Origin of the sequence: Cellulomonas sp. S1-8, assembly GCF_026184235.1 — a bacterium.
Classification (GTDB): Bacteria; Actinomycetota; Actinomycetes; order Actinomycetales; family Cellulomonadaceae; genus Cellulomonas.
In genome coordinates this window covers 3,898,721-3,915,219 of record NZ_CP110806.1, presented here as the reverse complement: position 1 = coordinate 3,915,219, position 16,499 = coordinate 3,898,721, and the positions used below count along the sequence as shown (strand labels likewise).

At 74.8% G+C, this 16,499-nt stretch carries 13 protein-coding genes; 4 read left to right on the top strand and 9 right to left on the bottom strand.

The features are described from left to right. Positions 1-111: 111 nt before the first annotated feature. The 4 genes from OKX07_RS17620 to OKX07_RS17605 form a co-directional block, all read right to left on the bottom strand. Positions 112-777: a response regulator gene (locus tag OKX07_RS17620; RefSeq protein WP_265629289.1), complete on the bottom strand. Its 666-nt coding sequence runs from the start codon at positions 775-777 to the stop codon at positions 112-114. Continuing rightward, on the bottom strand, positions 774-2,054 hold the full coding sequence (locus tag OKX07_RS17615) for a sensor histidine kinase (RefSeq protein ID WP_265629288.1): 1,281 nt from the start codon (positions 2,052-2,054) through the stop codon (positions 774-776). The genes OKX07_RS17620 and OKX07_RS17615 overlap by 4 nt, the downstream gene beginning before the upstream one ends. 26 nt (positions 2,055-2,080) lie before the next feature. Further along, positions 2,081-4,126: a serine hydrolase domain-containing protein gene (locus tag OKX07_RS17610; RefSeq protein ID WP_265629287.1), complete on the bottom strand. Its 2,046-nt coding sequence runs from the start codon at positions 4,124-4,126 to the stop codon at positions 2,081-2,083. Between the two features lie 501 nt (positions 4,127-4,627). Continuing rightward, positions 4,628-6,892 (bottom strand): LLM class flavin-dependent oxidoreductase, encoded by a 2,265-nt coding sequence (locus OKX07_RS17605; RefSeq protein WP_265629286.1) that lies wholly within the window; start codon positions 6,890-6,892, stop codon positions 4,628-4,630. Between the two features lie 78 nt (positions 6,893-6,970). Here OKX07_RS17605 and OKX07_RS17600 point away from each other — a divergent pair, with 78 nt between their 5' ends. Next, positions 6,971-7,441, top strand: a complete 471-nt coding sequence (locus tag OKX07_RS17600; protein ID WP_265629285.1) for a MarR family winged helix-turn-helix transcriptional regulator — start codon at positions 6,971-6,973, stop codon at positions 7,439-7,441. A 92-nt stretch (positions 7,442-7,533) separates the two neighbouring features. Here the strand turns inward: OKX07_RS17600 and OKX07_RS17595 are convergent, their stop codons facing one another. Genes OKX07_RS17595 through OKX07_RS17580 form a run of 4 tightly spaced genes read right to left on the bottom strand, consistent with a single transcriptional unit; the run spans position 7,534 to position 10,614 of the window. Further along, positions 7,534-8,301: a hypothetical protein gene (locus OKX07_RS17595; RefSeq protein WP_265629284.1), complete on the bottom strand. Its 768-nt coding sequence runs from the start codon at positions 8,299-8,301 to the stop codon at positions 7,534-7,536. Further along, positions 8,298-8,879, bottom strand: coding sequence for a SigE family RNA polymerase sigma factor (locus OKX07_RS17590; RefSeq protein ID WP_265629283.1), 582 nt, complete (start codon positions 8,877-8,879; stop codon positions 8,298-8,300). Before OKX07_RS17590 ends, OKX07_RS17595 begins: the two co-directional genes overlap by 4 nt. Further along, positions 8,876-9,967, bottom strand: a complete 1,092-nt coding sequence (locus OKX07_RS17585) for an amidoligase family protein (protein WP_265629282.1) — start codon at positions 9,965-9,967, stop codon at positions 8,876-8,878. The genes OKX07_RS17590 and OKX07_RS17585 overlap by 4 nt, the downstream gene beginning before the upstream one ends. A 38-nt stretch (positions 9,968-10,005) precedes the next feature. After that, positions 10,006-10,614, bottom strand: coding sequence for a hypothetical protein (locus tag OKX07_RS17580; protein WP_265629281.1), 609 nt, complete (start codon positions 10,612-10,614; stop codon positions 10,006-10,008). Positions 10,615-10,891: 277 nt separating this feature from the next. On the opposite strand from OKX07_RS17580, the gene OKX07_RS17575 reads away from it, so the two are divergent. Both OKX07_RS17575 and OKX07_RS17570 read left to right on the top strand, forming a co-directional pair. Further along, complete coding sequence (locus tag OKX07_RS17575) at positions 10,892-11,656, top strand: SDR family NAD(P)-dependent oxidoreductase (RefSeq protein WP_265629280.1); 765 nt, start codon at positions 10,892-10,894, stop codon at positions 11,654-11,656. Positions 11,657-11,715: 59 nt separating this feature from the next. After that, complete coding sequence (locus OKX07_RS17570; protein WP_265629279.1) at positions 11,716-12,555, top strand: helix-turn-helix transcriptional regulator; 840 nt, start codon at positions 11,716-11,718, stop codon at positions 12,553-12,555. A gap of 67 nt (positions 12,556-12,622) precedes the next feature. Here OKX07_RS17570 and OKX07_RS17565 read toward each other — a convergent pair whose 3' ends face one another. Continuing rightward, positions 12,623-14,539, bottom strand: coding sequence for a cytochrome c biogenesis protein DipZ (locus OKX07_RS17565; protein WP_265629278.1), 1,917 nt, complete (start codon positions 14,537-14,539; stop codon positions 12,623-12,625). Positions 14,540-14,741: 202 nt separating this feature from the next. On the opposite strand from OKX07_RS17565, the gene OKX07_RS17560 reads away from it, so the two are divergent. Then, positions 14,742-15,413, top strand: a complete 672-nt coding sequence (locus tag OKX07_RS17560) for a fasciclin domain-containing protein (protein WP_265629276.1) — start codon at positions 14,742-14,744, stop codon at positions 15,411-15,413. Positions 15,414-16,499 lie beyond the last annotated feature (1,086 nt).

Genomic DNA, 16,499 nt, shown 5'->3' with positions numbered 1-16,499 from the left:
AGGGCGGGTCACATCGCCACCGCGACACCGCCCCCGGGGTGCCGAGAAGTCATTTCCAGCCCCGGTTCCGCGGGCTGGAATGACCTCTCGCGGTGGGGTGGGGCGAGCGGGTCAGGTGGGGGTGGCCAGGCCCGTGCGGTAGGCCCAGACGACCGTCTGCAGTCGGTCGCGGGTGCCCAGCTTCGTCATCGCGCGGCCCAGGTGGGATTTCACCGTGGACGGCTCGACGAACAGCGCGTCGGCGATCTCCGCGTTGGACAGGCCCTGCGCGAGCAGCCGGACGATGTCGGTCTCGCGTGGGGTGAGCAGGTCCGCCTCGGCGCCAGGAGTGGGTGCGGGGCGGCGGCGCGCGAACTCCGCGATGACGCGCCGCGTGACCGACTGGTCGAGCATGCCGTCCCCGCGGGCCAGGCGCCGGATCGCGTCGGCCAGGTCCTCGGGGTCGCAGTCCTTCAGGACGAACCCCTCGGCCCCGGCCTCCAGCGCCCCGAAGACGTACTCGTCGAGGTCGAACGTCGTCACGACGAGCACGGCCGGCAGGGTCGCGCCGTCGCGGTCGCGGTCGGCGACGATCTGCCGCGTGGCCGTCAGCCCGTCGCCCCCGGGCATGCGCACGTCCATGCAGACGACGTCCGGGTGCGTCCGCCGCACGACCGCGACGGCCTCCGGGCCGCTGGCCGCCTCGCCGACGATCTCCAGGTCGCCGACGTCCTCCAGCAGCACGCGGAACCCCGCGCGCACCACCGCCTGGTCGTCGACCAGCACCACCCGGATCACACGCCCACCGTCCCGTCGTCGTCGCTCCGTGCCCCGCTGACGGGCAGCTCGTCCACCGGCACCCGCAGCCGCACACGCCATCCGCCGTCGTCCGTCGGGCCCGCGTCGAGGGTGCCGCCGACGAGCGCGGCCCGCTCCCGCATGACGGCGAGCCCGGCCCCGCCGCGCGTCCCCCGCGCCGGCCGCACCGTCCGTGCGGGCGCGCCGTTGACGACCTCGAGCGCCACGACGCCGGGTGTGCGCTCGACCCGCACCCGCACGGGCGCGCCCGGCGCGTGCTGACGCGCGTTGGTCAGTGCCTGCTGCGCGACCCGGTAGAGCGAGACGTCCGCGAGCGGCGGCAGCGGTGCGCCGGTGCCGACCTCCGCGACCTCGACGGTGTCGCCCAGGTCCCGCGCGGCGCCGACGAGCGTGCCGAGCGCCGCGAGCCCGGGCAGCGGCGCGGTCCCGTCGGGGGCGTCGTCGCCGCGCAGCAGCCCGACGACCTGCCGCAGGTTGTCGAGCGTCTCGCGGCCCTGGTCCCGCAGCCACACGGCACCGGCCCGCGCGGCGTCGGGGTCGCGTCCGACGAGCCGCTCGACCGCCGCCGCCTGCACGACCATGCCGGACAGGTGGTGCGCGGCGACGTCGTGCAGCTCGCGGGCCAGGCGGGCCCGCTCGTCGACGATCGCCGCGCGGACCCGGGCGTCGCGCTCGCGCTCGAGGTCGGCCGCACGTTCCTGCACGAGCCGCAGGTGCTCGCGCCGCGTCGCGACGTACGTCCCGACCAGCGCGGACGCGAGCCACACGAGCGCCGCCGACAGCGCGTGGCTGAGCGCGGCCTCACCGCTGGCGCCGACGATCACGACCGTGACCGCGGTCGCGGTCGCCTCGACCCCGGCGACCGCGGCGGCCCACCGCAGGGCCCGGCCTGCGGGCAGCGTGGTCCCCAGCGTCGCGGCGACGACGAACGGCGCCAGGCTCCGCACCGACATCTCCGGTGCGAGCGCCACGAGCGCCACCTGCGTCACCACGGCCCCTGCTACCGCGAGCGGCAGCCGGACGCGCCGCAGCGCGATCGTGAAGGCCTGCACGACGACGAGCAGCAGCACCGGCACCAGGGCCGTCGGGGCGTCGCCGTCGGGAGCGATGGCGACCGTCCCGAGCGTGATCCCCAGCATGACGACGGCGACGACGGCGGACAGCAGAACGTCGCGCGCGAGGGGGCCGCGCACCCCGAGGCGTGACAGGCGCTCGGCCCACCACGCCTCGGGGACGACGGCCCGGGCGGTCTCCATGACGGACATCCTCCCGTGCCGCCGGCTCAGTAGGTGATGTCGGGAGAGGTCAGGAGCAGCAGGTTGGCGGACCACGAGACCGCGGCGAAGGCCGCGACCGTGAGCGACGCCCCGGCGACGCGGAACCAGCCGGTCCCGGTGCGGAGCTCCGCGACCAGCCGCCACACGGCCGCCAGCAGGCCCAGTACGCCGACCCCGGTGAGCAGCTGTACGCCCCGCAGCAGCAGCGACGGCACGGGCTGGAGCCCGATCAGCGTGACGACGACGTAGGCCCAGCCCAGCAGCGCGAGGACGGCCGAGGCGGACGCGATGCGGGTCAGCGTGCGAGGCAGGCGCAGGCCCCGGTGGGTCGTCGGGGAGGCGCCGACGGCGGCCGGGCCGGACGACGTCCCGGACGTGGTGTCGGACGACGTGGCGCGCGACGCCCGGCGTGCACGCACGGCCCGGACGGCCGCCCCGACGGGCCAGGCGAGCAGCGCCAGGAGCAGCACCGCGACGCCACCCACGAGCACCGGCACCGCCGCCGAGCGGGCCGCGCCGACCGGGGTCATCGACATCGCCGAGTCGTGCCCGACGAGCTCGACGCGACCCGCGTCGTCCGTCTGCACCGCGAGCACGCGGTGACCGTCGACCTGCTGGTACACCCAGGGCTCGATCTCCTCGTACACGGCCGGCCCGGGCTGCCCGGGCCCGGGGGTGAACAGGACGCGGTCACCGTCGACGACCTCCGCGCGGGTCGGCTGCACCGGCCCCAGCGCGGTGAGGAACGTGGAGTGGAACCCGCGCGTGCTCTCGTAGGCGCCGGCCATCGACTGCGCGTGCTCGGCGCGGGTCGCGTCGTCGACGGTGCTGGAGGTGGCCGCACCGTCCGCGGGGAAGTACCGGTCGGCGAACCCGTCGAGCAGGTTGTCGCGCAGCAGGTACGCGGCGCCGCCGGCGCCCGTGCTGCTCAGCGACAGGTACAGGCCCGTGGCGTCGTCGGGCCACAGCTGCAGGTGGGAGTGGAAGGCGGTCGTGTCGCCGCCGTGCCCGACGACGCGGTGCCCGTGGCGGGACTCGTCGAACCAGCCGAGGCCCATGCGGGGGCCGTCGGCGAGCGCGCCGAGGCTGTCGGCGTCGAGCGCGGGCTGCTGCATGAGCTCCCGGGTGGCGTCGGACAGGATCGGCTCGCCGCCCTGCGCACCGGGCTCCTCGCCGAGGTGCGCGAGCATGAACCGCGCCATGTCGGTGGCGGTGGCGCTCAGTGCTCCTGCCGGCGGCTGGCCGACGACCTCGAACGGCGTCGGCGCGTCGTCCGACGTCGCGTACCCGAGCGCGGCGTGCGGGGCGAGGTCGGCGGGCAGCGGCTGCGCGAACGACGACGACGTCATGCCGGTAGGCGCCAGGACGTGGTCGGCGACGTACTCCTCGAACGGCTGCCCGCTGACGGCCTCGACGACGTACCCGGCGAGCGCGTTGCCGTAGTTGGAGTACGCCGGTGTGGTGCCGGGGACGAACGCCTGCTCGGGCGGGTCGGTGACGAGACTCGCGCGCAGGTCCGCCGACGACCCGGGGGTGCCGATGAGGCCCGCGATGCGCTCCTCGAACCCGGGCGTGTGGGTGAGCAGGTGCCGCAGGGTGACCGGGTGCTCGAGGTCCAGCCCGAGGTCGGTGTACTGCTCGACGTCGGTGTCGAGGTCGACCCGGCCGTCCTCGACGAGCTGCATGACGGCCGTCGCGGTGAACATCTTCGACACCGACCCGACCCGGAACAGCGTGCCGTCCGGGTCGACCGGCGTGCCCGCGGCGACGTCGGCCTCACCGAAGCCGCGGGCGGTGAGGATCTCGCCGTCGTGCACGACCGACACGGTCGCGCCGGCGATGCGCCCCTCCTCGAGGGCGTCGGGGATCGTCTCGTCGAGCCAGGCGTCGACGTCGGCCTGCGTGAGGCCGGCGGTCGACGCGGGCTCGGGGGTACGCGGCTCCGGTGCCGCACCGGCGGCGCCGGCGCACGCGGTCAGGGTCGTGACGAGCACCGCCCCGGCGACGGCGAGCGCGGCACTGCGAGCGGGCGGACGGGGGGGCGTGCCCATGTCGACCTCCTTCGTCGCGAGCGTCCGGAACGTCTCCGGATGGGGGCTCGCGACCTGCATCCATGCTGGTCAACGCGGGGGTCCGGGTGCATCGGGCGCAGCGGGGAACCCGGCTTGCGACCTTTGGGGGAGGTGGGCCGGCGGCGGGGTCCGTCGCGCGGCGTATCTGGGGTCAGAACTGACGGCTGGCAGTGTGGCGACAGCTGTCGCCACAGTGCCGGCCGCGCTGGACGTCAGGCTCCGTGCGGCGGACGCGCCTACGGTTGCCGTCCGATCAGTGGGCTCCGGCAGCTCTGCAACAGCTGTTGCAGAGCTGCCGGTCAGCACAGGGCGACGGGAGCGCGGCGACGTCAGGCAGACGTCAGGTCTCGCGCGAAGGAGCGCGAGAGGGGCTTCCGGACGGAGAGGGTGAAGCGCGGCGAGCAGTCGGTCCCAGCACGAGGTGGACGTCGGGCGATGTGGCAGCAGCTGCTGCCAATCCGCCTCGGGGAGGAAGCGGGATCACCCCCGCGGGTCGATCGGGAAGTTCTGGTCGAACACGTGGTCCGGGTCGTACGTGCGCTTGAGCGCGCGCAGCCGGTCCAGGGTCGGCTGCGGGAACGCCTCGAGCAGCCGCTCGGGGCGCGGGTCGGTCTCGAACGAGAGGTACAGCCCGTCCAGGTGGGGGTGGGCGAGGCGGTCCCACGCGCCGTCGAGGCCCGACCGGCTCCCGCGTCCCGCGAACGCGCTGACCACCAGCTCCTGGTGCCGGTGCGCGTACGCCGTCGCGTCGGGCGCGACGTCGTTGCCGGCCCCGCCGGTGGCGCGCAGCTGCACGAGCATCGCCTCACCGGACCCGAGCAGCGCCCCGAGGTCCGCGGCGACGGCCGGCGTCATCGTGGGCAGCAGCCCGGACCGGGAGACGGGCGGTGCGCCCCCGTCGTGGTGCTTGGCGACGGGCCCGACGACGCCGGAGTACGGCGTGAGCGTGGCGCGCTGGTCGAGCACGGGACCGGCGCCGAGCAGCTCCTCCAGCGCGGCGATCGCGGACGTCGTGTCGTCGTCGGCCCACACGGACATGGCCTGCGCGAGCGGCTGCCGCCCCCCGCCGCCGGCCTGCAGGTGCAGGAAGCTCGTGAGCTGCCGCGGCGCGTCCCGGACGGTGCGGGCCCACCGCTCGACGAGCCCGGCGGTGTCGGTGGCGTCGAACGTCATGGTCGCGGAGACCACGTCGGGCACCTCGGCGGCCTCGATCTCGACCCACGTGACGACGCCCAGGTTGCCTCCCGCGCCGCGCAGCCCCCAGAACAGCTCGGGCTCGCGCTGCGCGTCGACGACGTGCACGGTGCCGTCGGCGGTCACCACCTCGTACGCGACGACGTGGTCGATCGTCAGCCCGTACGACCGCCCCAGCAGCCCGATGCCGCCGGTCGTCGCCAGCCCCCCGACGCCGACGCCGCCGTAGTCCCCGGACGAGATCGCCCACCCGCGCGGCGCCAGCGCCGCCGCGACCGCGCCCCACGTGGCGCCGGCGCCGAGGCGCACGCGTCGCGCGGCCTCGTCGACGACGGTCACCGCGTCGAGGGCGCCGACGTCGAGCAGCACCCCGCCGTCGTTCGTCGAGCGGCCCGAGATGCCGTGCCCGCCGGAGCGCACGGCCAGCGGCCCGCGCTGCTCGCGCGCCCAGCCGAGGGCGTCGACCACCTGGGGCGTCGTGCGGGGGAGCAGGACGACGCCGGGTGCGCCGCGCCGCATGTACGTCGAGCGCAGCCCCGCGTAGGCGCGGTCGCCGGGCTCGACGGCGGTGACGTCCGCGGGGACGGCGTCGTAGGCGATGCCGTCGACGCGCTTCGCCAGCGCGACGGGGCTGCGGACCGCCCCGACGGCCGTGCCCGACGACGCCCGCGCCGCCGCGACCTGGTCGCGCACGGCCGGGGCGACGCGCTCGGCGAACGTGCGGATCGTCCCGGGGTCGTCGGTGCCCAGGACGAACGTGCCGATGCCGTCCTCGAGGGCGTACCGGACGAGCTCGTCGACCCACTGCTCCGGCGGGCCGTCGAGGCCGTCGCCGGGCGCCGGGCGGAAGGTGCCGCTGATGTTCAGCAGGCGGCGGATCTCGCGCGGGTCGCGCCCTGCGGCGGTCGCGGCCTCGTCGATGGCGGCGTTGCCGCGGGCGAGGTCGCCCGGCTGCAGGTAGCCCAGCGAGGGCAGCCAGCCGTCGGCCTTGCGTCCGACGAGCCGCAGCATGCGCGGCTTGTACGCGCCGACCCAGATGCCGATGTCGTGCGCGGGCGCGGGGCCGCGCTTGGCGCCCACGAGGCGGTGGTGCTTGCCGCCGACCCGCAGCGGGCCGCGGCCGTCGGTGTCCCACAGCGCGCGGATGACGTCGATGGCCTCGTCGAGCGCGTCGACGGCCTGGCCGGGCGTGAGCCGGGGCATGCCCATGCCCTCGATCGCGTCCCAGAACGCGCCGGCGCCCAGCCCGAGCTCGACGCGTCCGCCGGACAGCAGGTCGAGGCTCGCGGCGGCGCGTGCGAGCACGGCCGGCGGGCGCAGCGGCACGTTGAGCACGTTGCCCGCCAGGTGCACGCGCTCGGTGCGCGCCGCCACCCAGCTCAGCAGGGTCCACGTGTCGAGGAACGACGGCTGGTAGGGGTGGTCCTGGAAGGTCACGAGGTCGAGGCCCGCCTGCTCCGTGAGCACGGCGAGGTCCACCGGGGCCTGCGGGTCGGCGTTCTGCGGCGTGAGGAACGTGCCGAGCTGCAGCTCGTGCCCGTGGTCGGTCATGACGGTGCCTCCGTGATCGTGTGCTGCATAGATCATATGCACAGCAGACGATCTGTCGTCACGCAGTATGCTGTGGGCGTGACCGACACCACGACGCGTCCCGCCGACGACCTGGGCTGGCAGCTCGGCTCGCTGCTGGCCCGGTGGCGCACGGCCGTCGGTGCCGTCCTCGACGGCATCCCCGCCGGCCCGCGCGGCTACCACCTGCTGCGCGCCGTCGTCGCCGTCGACACCCCGCCCACCCAGGCCGCGCTCGCGGCCCACCTGGGCATCGACCGCACCGTCATGACCTACCTGCTCGACGACCTGTGCGACGCGGGCCTCGTCGAGCGCTGCGCCGACCCCGCCGACCGCCGCGTGCGCCGCATCGCCGCGACCGCCGCCGGCCGGTCCGCGCTCGCCGACGTCGAGGGGCGCATCGCCGCCGCCGAGGCCGACGTCCTGCACGGCCTGGCCCCGCAGGAGCGCGACGTCCTGCGCACGCTGCTCGCGCGCGCCACCGGTCCCGCGTCGCCCGACGAGGACCGCTGCGCCCTCGTCGGGGGCTGACCCGCGAGGCGCCCCGCAGTGGTCGGCCGACCGCTGCAACGCCGGGGTCGGCACCGTCCGGTCCGGTCAGCCGGCGGCGGTCCCGGGCTCCCTCACGGGGCCGTCGAGCCCGGGGCGATCGGCAGCGGCTCGCTGTCCAGCACCATCCGGCCCGCGCGCGTCTTGACCTCCTCGACGTCGTCCTGCCACAGGGCGACGAGCGCCTCCAGGTCGGCCTCGGTGTACCCGGCGTCCCAGAACGCTGCCCACGCCCGCACCTCGACGTCGCTCAGCTCGTCGACCGGGCGGTCGCCCGGGACGCCCGAGACATCCGGGCGGTAGCCCGGACGGTCGAGCTGGCCGTCGCCCGTCTCCGGCACCGAACCGGGCAGCACCGGCGGCGTCTGGCCGTCGAGCAGCATCTGGCCGGCTCTCGCCTTCGTCTCGATGAGGTCGGTCTGCCACAGCTCGGCGAGGGCCTCCATGTCCGCGACGCCGTAGCCGGCGCCCCAGAACGCCTCGTACTGCTCGCGGTCGTACCCCTCGGGCATGAAGGACCAGTCGACGCCCACGGCCTGCGCCACGCCCTCCACGGCGCGCGCCACGCCGGAGTACGGGTTGGCGGCCGCGGCGGCCCCCGCCCCGGCGACGGCCAGGGTGCCCGTCACGACGGTCGCGGCGACGACGCGGCCACCCCGGCGCAGCGGGACGACGACGCCCTCGCGCCCGCTGCTTGCGGCGCGCAGACGCGCCGCCACGACGGCGGGGTCCGGGGTGTGGACCGCGGCGTGCGCCTGCAGGGACCGCGCGAGGTGCGCCGCGAGCTCGTCGGTGGGGGTGGGGGGCACGTGGTCGTCGGCGGCCCCGCGGTTCTGGCTCATCGCGTCTCCGGTGGGGTGGTGAGGTCGGTGGTGCGCAGGGTCGCCAGCGCGCGGGCGGCGTGGGAGCGTACGGTGGCGCTCGACGTGCCGAGGACGGTCGCGATCTCGGCGTCGGTGAGGCACTCGAAGTACCGCAGAACCAGGACGGTGCGCTGCCGTGGCGACAGGGTCGCCAGGTGCCGCCACAGGGTGTCGTCCTTCGCCACCGCGTCGGCGTGGTCCGCGTACACCTCGGCGTGCGCGGCGAGGACCTCGTCCGTCGCCGGGCGGACGGTGCGCACGTGCCAGCGCCGTCGCCACGACAGGTGCTCGTTGGTGACCATGCGCCGCAGGTACAGGTCGGGGCGCTCCATGAGGGAGATCCGCCGCCACCGCACGTGCGCGCGGAGCAGCACCTCCTGCACGAGGTCCGCGGCGACGTGCCCGTCGCCCGTCAGCACGGTGGCGTACCGCAGCAGGCCCGGCAGGTAGACGCGCACGACCTCGTCGAGGTCGTGCGCGCGCAGCGGTGCGTCGACGACGGCCACGGGGGCCGTGCCGGAGTCCTCGGTGCCCACGGCCCGCAGCGCGGTGGTCATGCCGGCACCCCCGCGGTGAGGTCGACGAGGGCCGCGTGCGGGTCGTGCACCGCGTCCGCACCGGGTGCCGGCAGCGGTGTCCCCTCCAGGCAGCGGAGCAGCAGCCGCTCGACGAGGTGGGCGCGGCGCACGATCGCGTGGCTGTCGACGTCACCGGGCAGGATCCGTACCTCCACGGTGTCGCGCAGCGGGCGGGCGGCCACGACCTGCACGAGGTTGACGTCGGCGTACTTGGTGAGCCCGACGCCGCGTGCGGCGGCGGCCAGGTGGTCCCACCCGGTGCCGTCCGCGTCGTCGGACCAGGGCTGCTCGACGAGCGCGACCAGCGCGGCCGGCAGCGGTGCGAGGCGCCGGCACGCCGGGTTGGTCCCCAGCGCCGCCCACAGCGGCTCGCGCCAGTGCGCGAACAGCCGCACGACGTTGGCGAACGCCGCCGGCTGCCGGAACGGCGCGGCGTCGAGGTGCACGTGGACGGCAGCCTCCTGCGGCACCGTGAAGCCGAGCTCCCGCGCGGGGCGCAGCAGCGCCTCCAGCGCGTCGAGGTGCCCCGTGACGTACGGCGGGGTGACGATCTCGCACGGCCGCTCGCGCCCCGGGGGCAGGGGCAGCGCGACGGCGATCGTCGCGCCCGTCGGGTCGTTGACGCGCGCGGCCCGCGGGTACACGTCCGCCCTGACCCCGACGAGCGCGGCGACGGGGTCGAGGACGGTGGCGAGCGGTGCGTCCGGGTCCGCGTGCCGGGCGATGATCCGCAGCAGGCGCGCGTCGTCCGACAGGACCCGGTACCAGCCCCGGTGCCCGGCGCGCGCCTGCACGCCGGGCACCGGGGCGAGGTCCGCCTCGATCGTGATGTCGTCGACCAGCCGTGCCACCGGCAGGCCGCCCGCGTCGGCGACGTCGAACGCGGGGGACAGGTGCCGGAACACGCCCACGCCGGGGACCGTGGACGGCTCGCTGTCCTGGTGGAAGCCGCGGATCACGGAGCCGCCGCGCCGGGAGGCCAGCTCGACCGCCAGCGCCTGCCGGTCGGAGCCGGCGGGCGCGAGCAGCTCGATCTCGAAGCCGGCACGCAGCGTGAGCTGGTCCACGTCGGTCCTCTCCTCGGCGGTCCGGGTGTGCGACGGGGTCAGGAGCCGGCGACGGAGCTGCCGGGGGCCACGGGGAGAGTCTGCCCGTCGATGACCGCCTGGCCGACCCGCGCCTTCGTCTCCATCCACTCGGTCTGCCACAGCGCGGCGAGAGCGTCGATGTCCTCCGGGGTGTACCCGGCGTCGATGGCGGCCGTGTACAGGGCCACGTCGCCGTCGCCCGTCTCGCTGCCGGGCTCCTCGGTGCCGTCGCCCGGGTCGCTCGTGCGCTCGGTGTCGTCGCCCGGGTCGCCGGCCGTCGTGCCGCTGGGCGGCACGGGCACGGTCTCGCCGTCGAGGATCATCTGCCCCGCGCGCGCCTTGGTCTCGGTCCAGTCCGTGCCCCACAGCGCCTGCAGCGCCTCGGCGTCCTCGGGGGTGTACCCGGCACCCCAGAACGCGAGGTACTGCTCCTTGGTGTAGTTGTCCGGCATGCCCGACCAGTCGACGCCGAGCTCGTCGAGCGCGGCGCCCAGCACCTGCCCGGCGGCGGACTCCGGTGCGGCGAGGGCGACGCCGCCGCCGACACCGGCGACGGTCAGGGTCGCGGCGATGACGCTGATCGCGACGGTGCGGCGACGGCGGGAGCGGGTGGTTCTGGCGTTCATCGGTACCTCCGGGTTTGTGAGAGTTCGTACGCTCCTAGGACGCCTCCCGGCGCGGATGTGTGCAGGCCGTGGGCCGCGGAGATGGTGACGTACGTCACGTCGGTGGCGGTTCGCGTCGGCGTCGACGCGCCGGATGCGCCGTGCGGTGGATGCGCCGGGTGCGGCGGATCCAGGGAGCGGCACTCCCTGGATCCGCACTGCCTTCCGCGTGGCGGGGGTGCGCGCGACGCTCGTCGCACGAGGTCGCCACCGGGGCGGCCGGCCAGGAGGACGAACCGTGACCGACTCCCGTATCGCACTGATCACCGGCGGCAACCGCGGCCTGGGCCGTGCGAGCGCCCTCGCGCTCGCCGGCACCGGCACCGACGTCGTGCTCACCTACCGCAGCCACGCCGACGAGGCCGAGGCCGTCGTCGCCGAGATCGAGGCGGTAGGCCGGCGTGCGGTGTCCCTGCGCCTCGACACGGCCGACCTGGCCGACGTCGACGGGTTCGCCCCGCGCGTGACCGAGACCCTCGGGAGCGCGTGGGGCCGCGACACGTTCGACGTGCTGCTCAACAACGCGGGCCACGCCCTGCCGACGCCGCTGGGCGGGACCACGGCCACCGACCTGCAGTCGCTGTTCGACGTGCACGTGCGCGGCGTCTTCCTGCTCACGCAGTCCCTCGTCCCGCTGCTCGCCGACGGCGGGCGCGTCATCAACGTCTCGAGCGGGCTCGCGCGGTTCGTGCAGCCCGGCGGGCACGCGGGTTACGGCGCGATGAAGGCGGCCGTCGAGGCGCTGACCCGCTACTGGGCGCTCGAGCTCGGGGACCGCGGCATCACCGTGAACGTCGTCGCGCCGGGGCCGGTGGCCACCGACTTCGGCGGCGGTGCGGTGCGGGACACCGACGGGCTGCGCGCGGTGCTCGCGTCGCAGACGGCCCTGGCGCGCGTCGCCGAGGCGGAGGACATCGGCTCCGTCGTCGCGGCCGTCGCGTCGTCCGGCCTCGGCTGGGTGACGGGCCAGCGCATCGAGGCGTCGGGCGGCATCCGCCTGTGACGCCGGTGCCGCACGCGTCGGCCCTTGCGGCGCACCCCCCACGGGCGAAGACTGCCCGCGTGGACCGGCTCCAGCTCGCGGACTTCCTGCGCACGCGGCGCGAGGCGCTGCAGCCCGAGGACGTGGGCCTGCCGCGCGGCTCGCGACGACGTGCGCCCGGGCTGCGGCGTGAGGAGGTCGCGCTGCTGTGCGACATGTCGAGCGACTACTGGTCGCGCCTGGAGCAGGCGCGCGGGCCGCAGCCGTCGGACCAGATGCTCGGGGCGATCGCGCGGGGTCTGCGGCTCTCGCTGGCCGAGCGGGACCACCTGTTCCGCCTCGCGGGGCGGCCTGCGCCGGAGCGCGTCGGGCGGCGCGACCACGTCGCGCCGGGGCTCATGCGGGTGCTCGACGGCCTGCGCGACACCCCCGCGCAGGTGATGACGGACCTCGGCGAGACGCTCGCGCAGAACGCCGCCGCAGCCGCGCTGCTGGGGGACGACTCGGCGCTGACCGGCCTCGACCGCGCGGTGGTGCACCGCTGGTTCAGCCGGCCCGACTCTCGCGACGTCTACCCGTCGGAGGACCACGACGTGCGGGGACGTATCTTCGTGGCCGACCTGCGCGCCGCGCTCGCACGCCGGGGCCCCGGGTCCCGGGCGTCCCAGGTGGTGGAGTCGTTGCTCGCCCGCAGCGAGGAGTTCGCGCGGCTGTGGGCCGAGCACGAGGTCGGCCTGCGGCACGAGCCCCGCAAGCGCCTGGTGCACCCCGAGCTCGGGGAGATGCTGCTCGACTGCCAGAAGCTCGTCGACGTCGAGCAGGCCCAGGTGCTCCTGGTCTTCACCGCGACCCCGGGGACGCCCGACGACGACAAGCTCCGTCTGCTGGCGTCCCTCGGCCCGCGTCCGGTCCTGCACTGAGGTCCGGCGCCAGGTGGCGGGTGCCACCTGGCGCCGGGGCCTGCGTCAGAGCCTGATCACGTCGGGCTCACCCGAAGGTGAACGAGTAGGCCGCGAGACCCTGGCCCACCTCGACGTCGACCGTGCCGGTCACCACGTCGTCACCGTCCAGCAGGGGGTAGAGCGTCGGGGCCCCGGAGACGTCGACGGTCGACCGCTCGACGACGCGCCCGCCCTCGTCGCGGACGGTCGCGGTGACCGTGCCCTCACCGCCGAGCACGATGTAGACGTCGCGTGCGGTGAACGTCAGGCGCAGGCGTGCGTCGGCACCGGCCGTGGCCGCCTGGTAGTCGGTGGTCCACTCGCCGCCGAACGCGAACGTGTCGGGCGCCTGGTCGTCGGGGAGGGTGTACGTCGCGGCGCCCTCGCGGTAGTCGTCGCCGCCGAAGTTGAACCGCTTGCCGACGCTGAGGAACGTCTCGGGCGTGATCTCCGCGTCCTGGGGGGTCGTGTCGACCACGTCGGTCGGCTCGGGCAGCTGCACGTCCGGGTCGGCGTCGCGCAGCAGCTCGCGGATCAGGCCCTCGGTCGTCTCGTACCCGCCTTCGCCCTGCGAGACGTGCCGGACGACGCCGTCGGCGTCGATCAGGTAGTGCGCCGGCCAGTACCGGTTGCGGTAGGCGGTCCACGTCGCGTACGCGTTGTCCTGAGCGACCGGGTACTCGATGCCGAGGCGGCGCGCGCCGTCGACGACGTTGCGCGTCTCGCGCTCGAACGCGTACTCGGGGGTGTGCACGCCGATGACGGTCAGGCCTGCGTCGCGGTAGGCCTCGTCCCACGCGGTCACGTGCGGGACGGAGCGCTGGCAGTTGATGCAGGAGTACGCCCAGAAGTCGATCAGCACGACCTGCCCGCGCAGGTCCGCGAGCGTCACCGGGGCGCCGTCCTGCGTGTTGAGCCACGTGTCGATGCCGCGCAGCTCGGGTGCAGGGCCGCAGTCCTCGAGCTCGACCGCGCCGTCGGTGCACTGTGACAGCTGCGCGTTCTCGTCCGTCACGAGGCCCCCGAGGTCGAGCTCGCGGCGCACGGTCTCGTTGGCCGCGACACGCTCCTGGAGCGCCTCGGTGTACCCGGGCAGGGCTCGCTGGATCGCGTCGGTGAGGTTGAACGCGAGGGCCAGGGCGAGGGCGACCATGAGGACGCCGCCGGTCGCCCGGATCTTGCGCTCGTGGGTACGGAAGGCGCGCACCCGCTCGGCGACCCGCCGCCCGGCGAGCGCGAACACCAGCAGCGGCAGGGCTGCCCCGAGCGCGAACGTCACCGTCAGCACGACCGTCCCCACGCCGATCTCGCCCGTCGCCCCGGCGACCGTGATCGCCGCGAGCACCGGACCCGCGCACGGCACGTAGACGGCACCGAGACCGAGGCCGAGCAGGAAGCCGCTGCGGTTGGCGTTCTTGTTCCCGCGCGGTGCGAGCCGCGCGAACGGCCGCTCCAGCAGCGCCTCGAACCGCGGGACGAGCAGGCCGACGCCGAGAAGTGCGAGCACGACGATGCCGGACCAGCGCAGCAGGTCCTGCGGCAGGTTGAGCAGCGTGAGCACGAAGGACCCGAGGAGCGTGAACAACGTGAAGCTCGTGACGAGGCCGGCGATCACGAGGTACGGCCGCCACGTCTCGCTCACCCGCCACCCGCGTGCGCGGGGGCTGCCGTCCGGCTCCGTGGGGCCGTCGACCGGCACCGCACGGTCGTCGACGGCGACGGCCGCCGCCGCACCGGCGCGAGGCCCTGCCGCCGCTGTGCTGAACGACGGCTGCGCGAGCCCCGCGACGCCCAGCGGCGACAGCGCGGGCGCCGACGTGCGCCCCGAGCGGACGGTCGGCCTGCGGGCGCTCTGCACGCCGCCCGAGAAGAAGATGACGGGCAGCACCGGGAGGATGCACGGCGAGATCCCGGTGATGACACCGCCGATGAGTCCGATGAGCGCGAGCGTGAAGAGGTCCATGCCCTGCGTTCGGCGCCCGGCCCGTCGCGGATGGGTCGCGCAGCCCCCGAGGTACCCGGGCGAGGTGCCGCGAAAAAACTTCTCCGATCCGAGCCATCCACCCCCCGACGCGCTCCGAACCCCCCTCGAAGGCCCCGCTGGAGCGGGCTCACCAGCACCGGTGCACAGCTCGTCGCACCGGACACACGAGGGAGACACATCGATGAACACCATGAAGCGCACCCGGTTCGCCGCACTCGGCTTCCTCGCCGTCACGACGCTCGGCCTCGCGGCGTGCAGCTCGGAGCCGGCCGCCGAGCCGGCCGCCGACGCCACGATGTCCGAGGAGACCATGGCTCCCGAGCCCATGGAGACCGAGGACGAGATGATGGCCGACCCCGCCGCCGACCTCGTCGGTGCCGGCTGTGCCGACTACGCCACGGCGGTCCCGGACGGTCCGGGCTCGGTCGTCGGCATGTCGCAGGACCCCGTCGCGGTCGCCGCGTCGAACAACCCGCTGCTCACGACGCTCGTGGCGGCGGTCTCCGGCCAGCTCAACCCCGACGTGAACCTCGTCGACACGCTGAACGGTGACGAGTTCACGGTGTTCGCGCCGATCGACGACGCGTTCGCCAAGATCGACGCCGCCACGATCGAGACGCTCAAGACGGACTCGGCGATGCTGACGGACATCCTGACCTACCACGTCGTGCCCGGGCAGCTCTCGCCCGAGATGGTCGTCGGCGAGCAGACCACGGTGCAGGGCGGCATGGTCGAGGTGACCGGCGAGGGCGACATGCTCATGGTCAACGGCGCGAACGTCGTCTGCGGCGGCGTCCACACCGCGAACGCGACGGTGTACCTCATCGACTCGGTGCTCATGCCCACGAGCTGACACCTGCCAGACCGACGAGGCCCCCGCTCAGGGAACGGAGCGGGGGCCTCGTCGTCGGTGGTGTGGTGGGTTCCGTGGAGTCGGGTTGCTGATTCTTGTGCCACTCGACCATTGGAAGAGGGCCTTGCGGGACGTGGTGGATACCCGCCGGAGTTCCGGCGCAAGGTGCACAGCCTTCCAGCGGCGCCTGCGGCGCCACGGGCGAGTTACGCCTACTCGTGCATCAGCCCTGTAGGCGGCACCATCGACGCCACCGGTGAGGGCCGCGACGGCGTCGTCGCGGTCTTCGCTCGCTGGGCGGCTACGACCGGGCCCGACGCGGCGAGTTCAGCCGCGCTGGCATGGCGCGCGCACGCCAGCAGGCCGCCCCATCGGCCAGCCCAGGCTGCTGCCGCCCGAGCCCGACGACGTGTTGCGGCGGGCCGTCGCCGAGGGACCCCGGGTCCGACATCGCGGACGCCCCCGGGCGCCTCGCGCAGCAGCCGTGCTCCGCCGACAGCGCGCTATGGCTGTGAGACCCCCCGCGCCCGCGGCGTCAGCCAGCGTCCGTGCGCCCTGCGGCCGCGGACTGGGGCGACTGACCATCGCCCGATGAGGACCTCCGCTCAGTCACGACCGGGCTCGAGGCGGCGGCCTCGTCGCCCAGGTGGACGAAAGACGGGTACTGCGGTTCCTAAACAGGTTATTGCGTGAAGCGCAAGCCGTTGCGCGCGCGCAAGATCTCCTGTGGACGCAGTGGTGCATAACTCGCCGTGTTGTGTGCACAGAACTGTGCACACACCCACGTGCTGAGCGTGGAAGCTGTTAACACGGCTGTGGACGCGGGGCCCCCGACCCATCCTGCCCCCACCCAACCCCTATATGTGGTAGGTGACCAGTGCGTACAACCCCACCCCTTGCGACCGTCGCACTAGAGGACTCGTGCGCTCAGCGTGTGGGCGAAAGGGGGAGTGTCGGTGCCGTGTGCTACGCACGGCTGCATGACGGGCCATTGCGAACCACGGACTCGACTCGGTGGCGGGACGACTTGTAAACAACACACAGCAGCAACTTGACGAGCGCCCAGGTCCATGTATTCTGCAAATA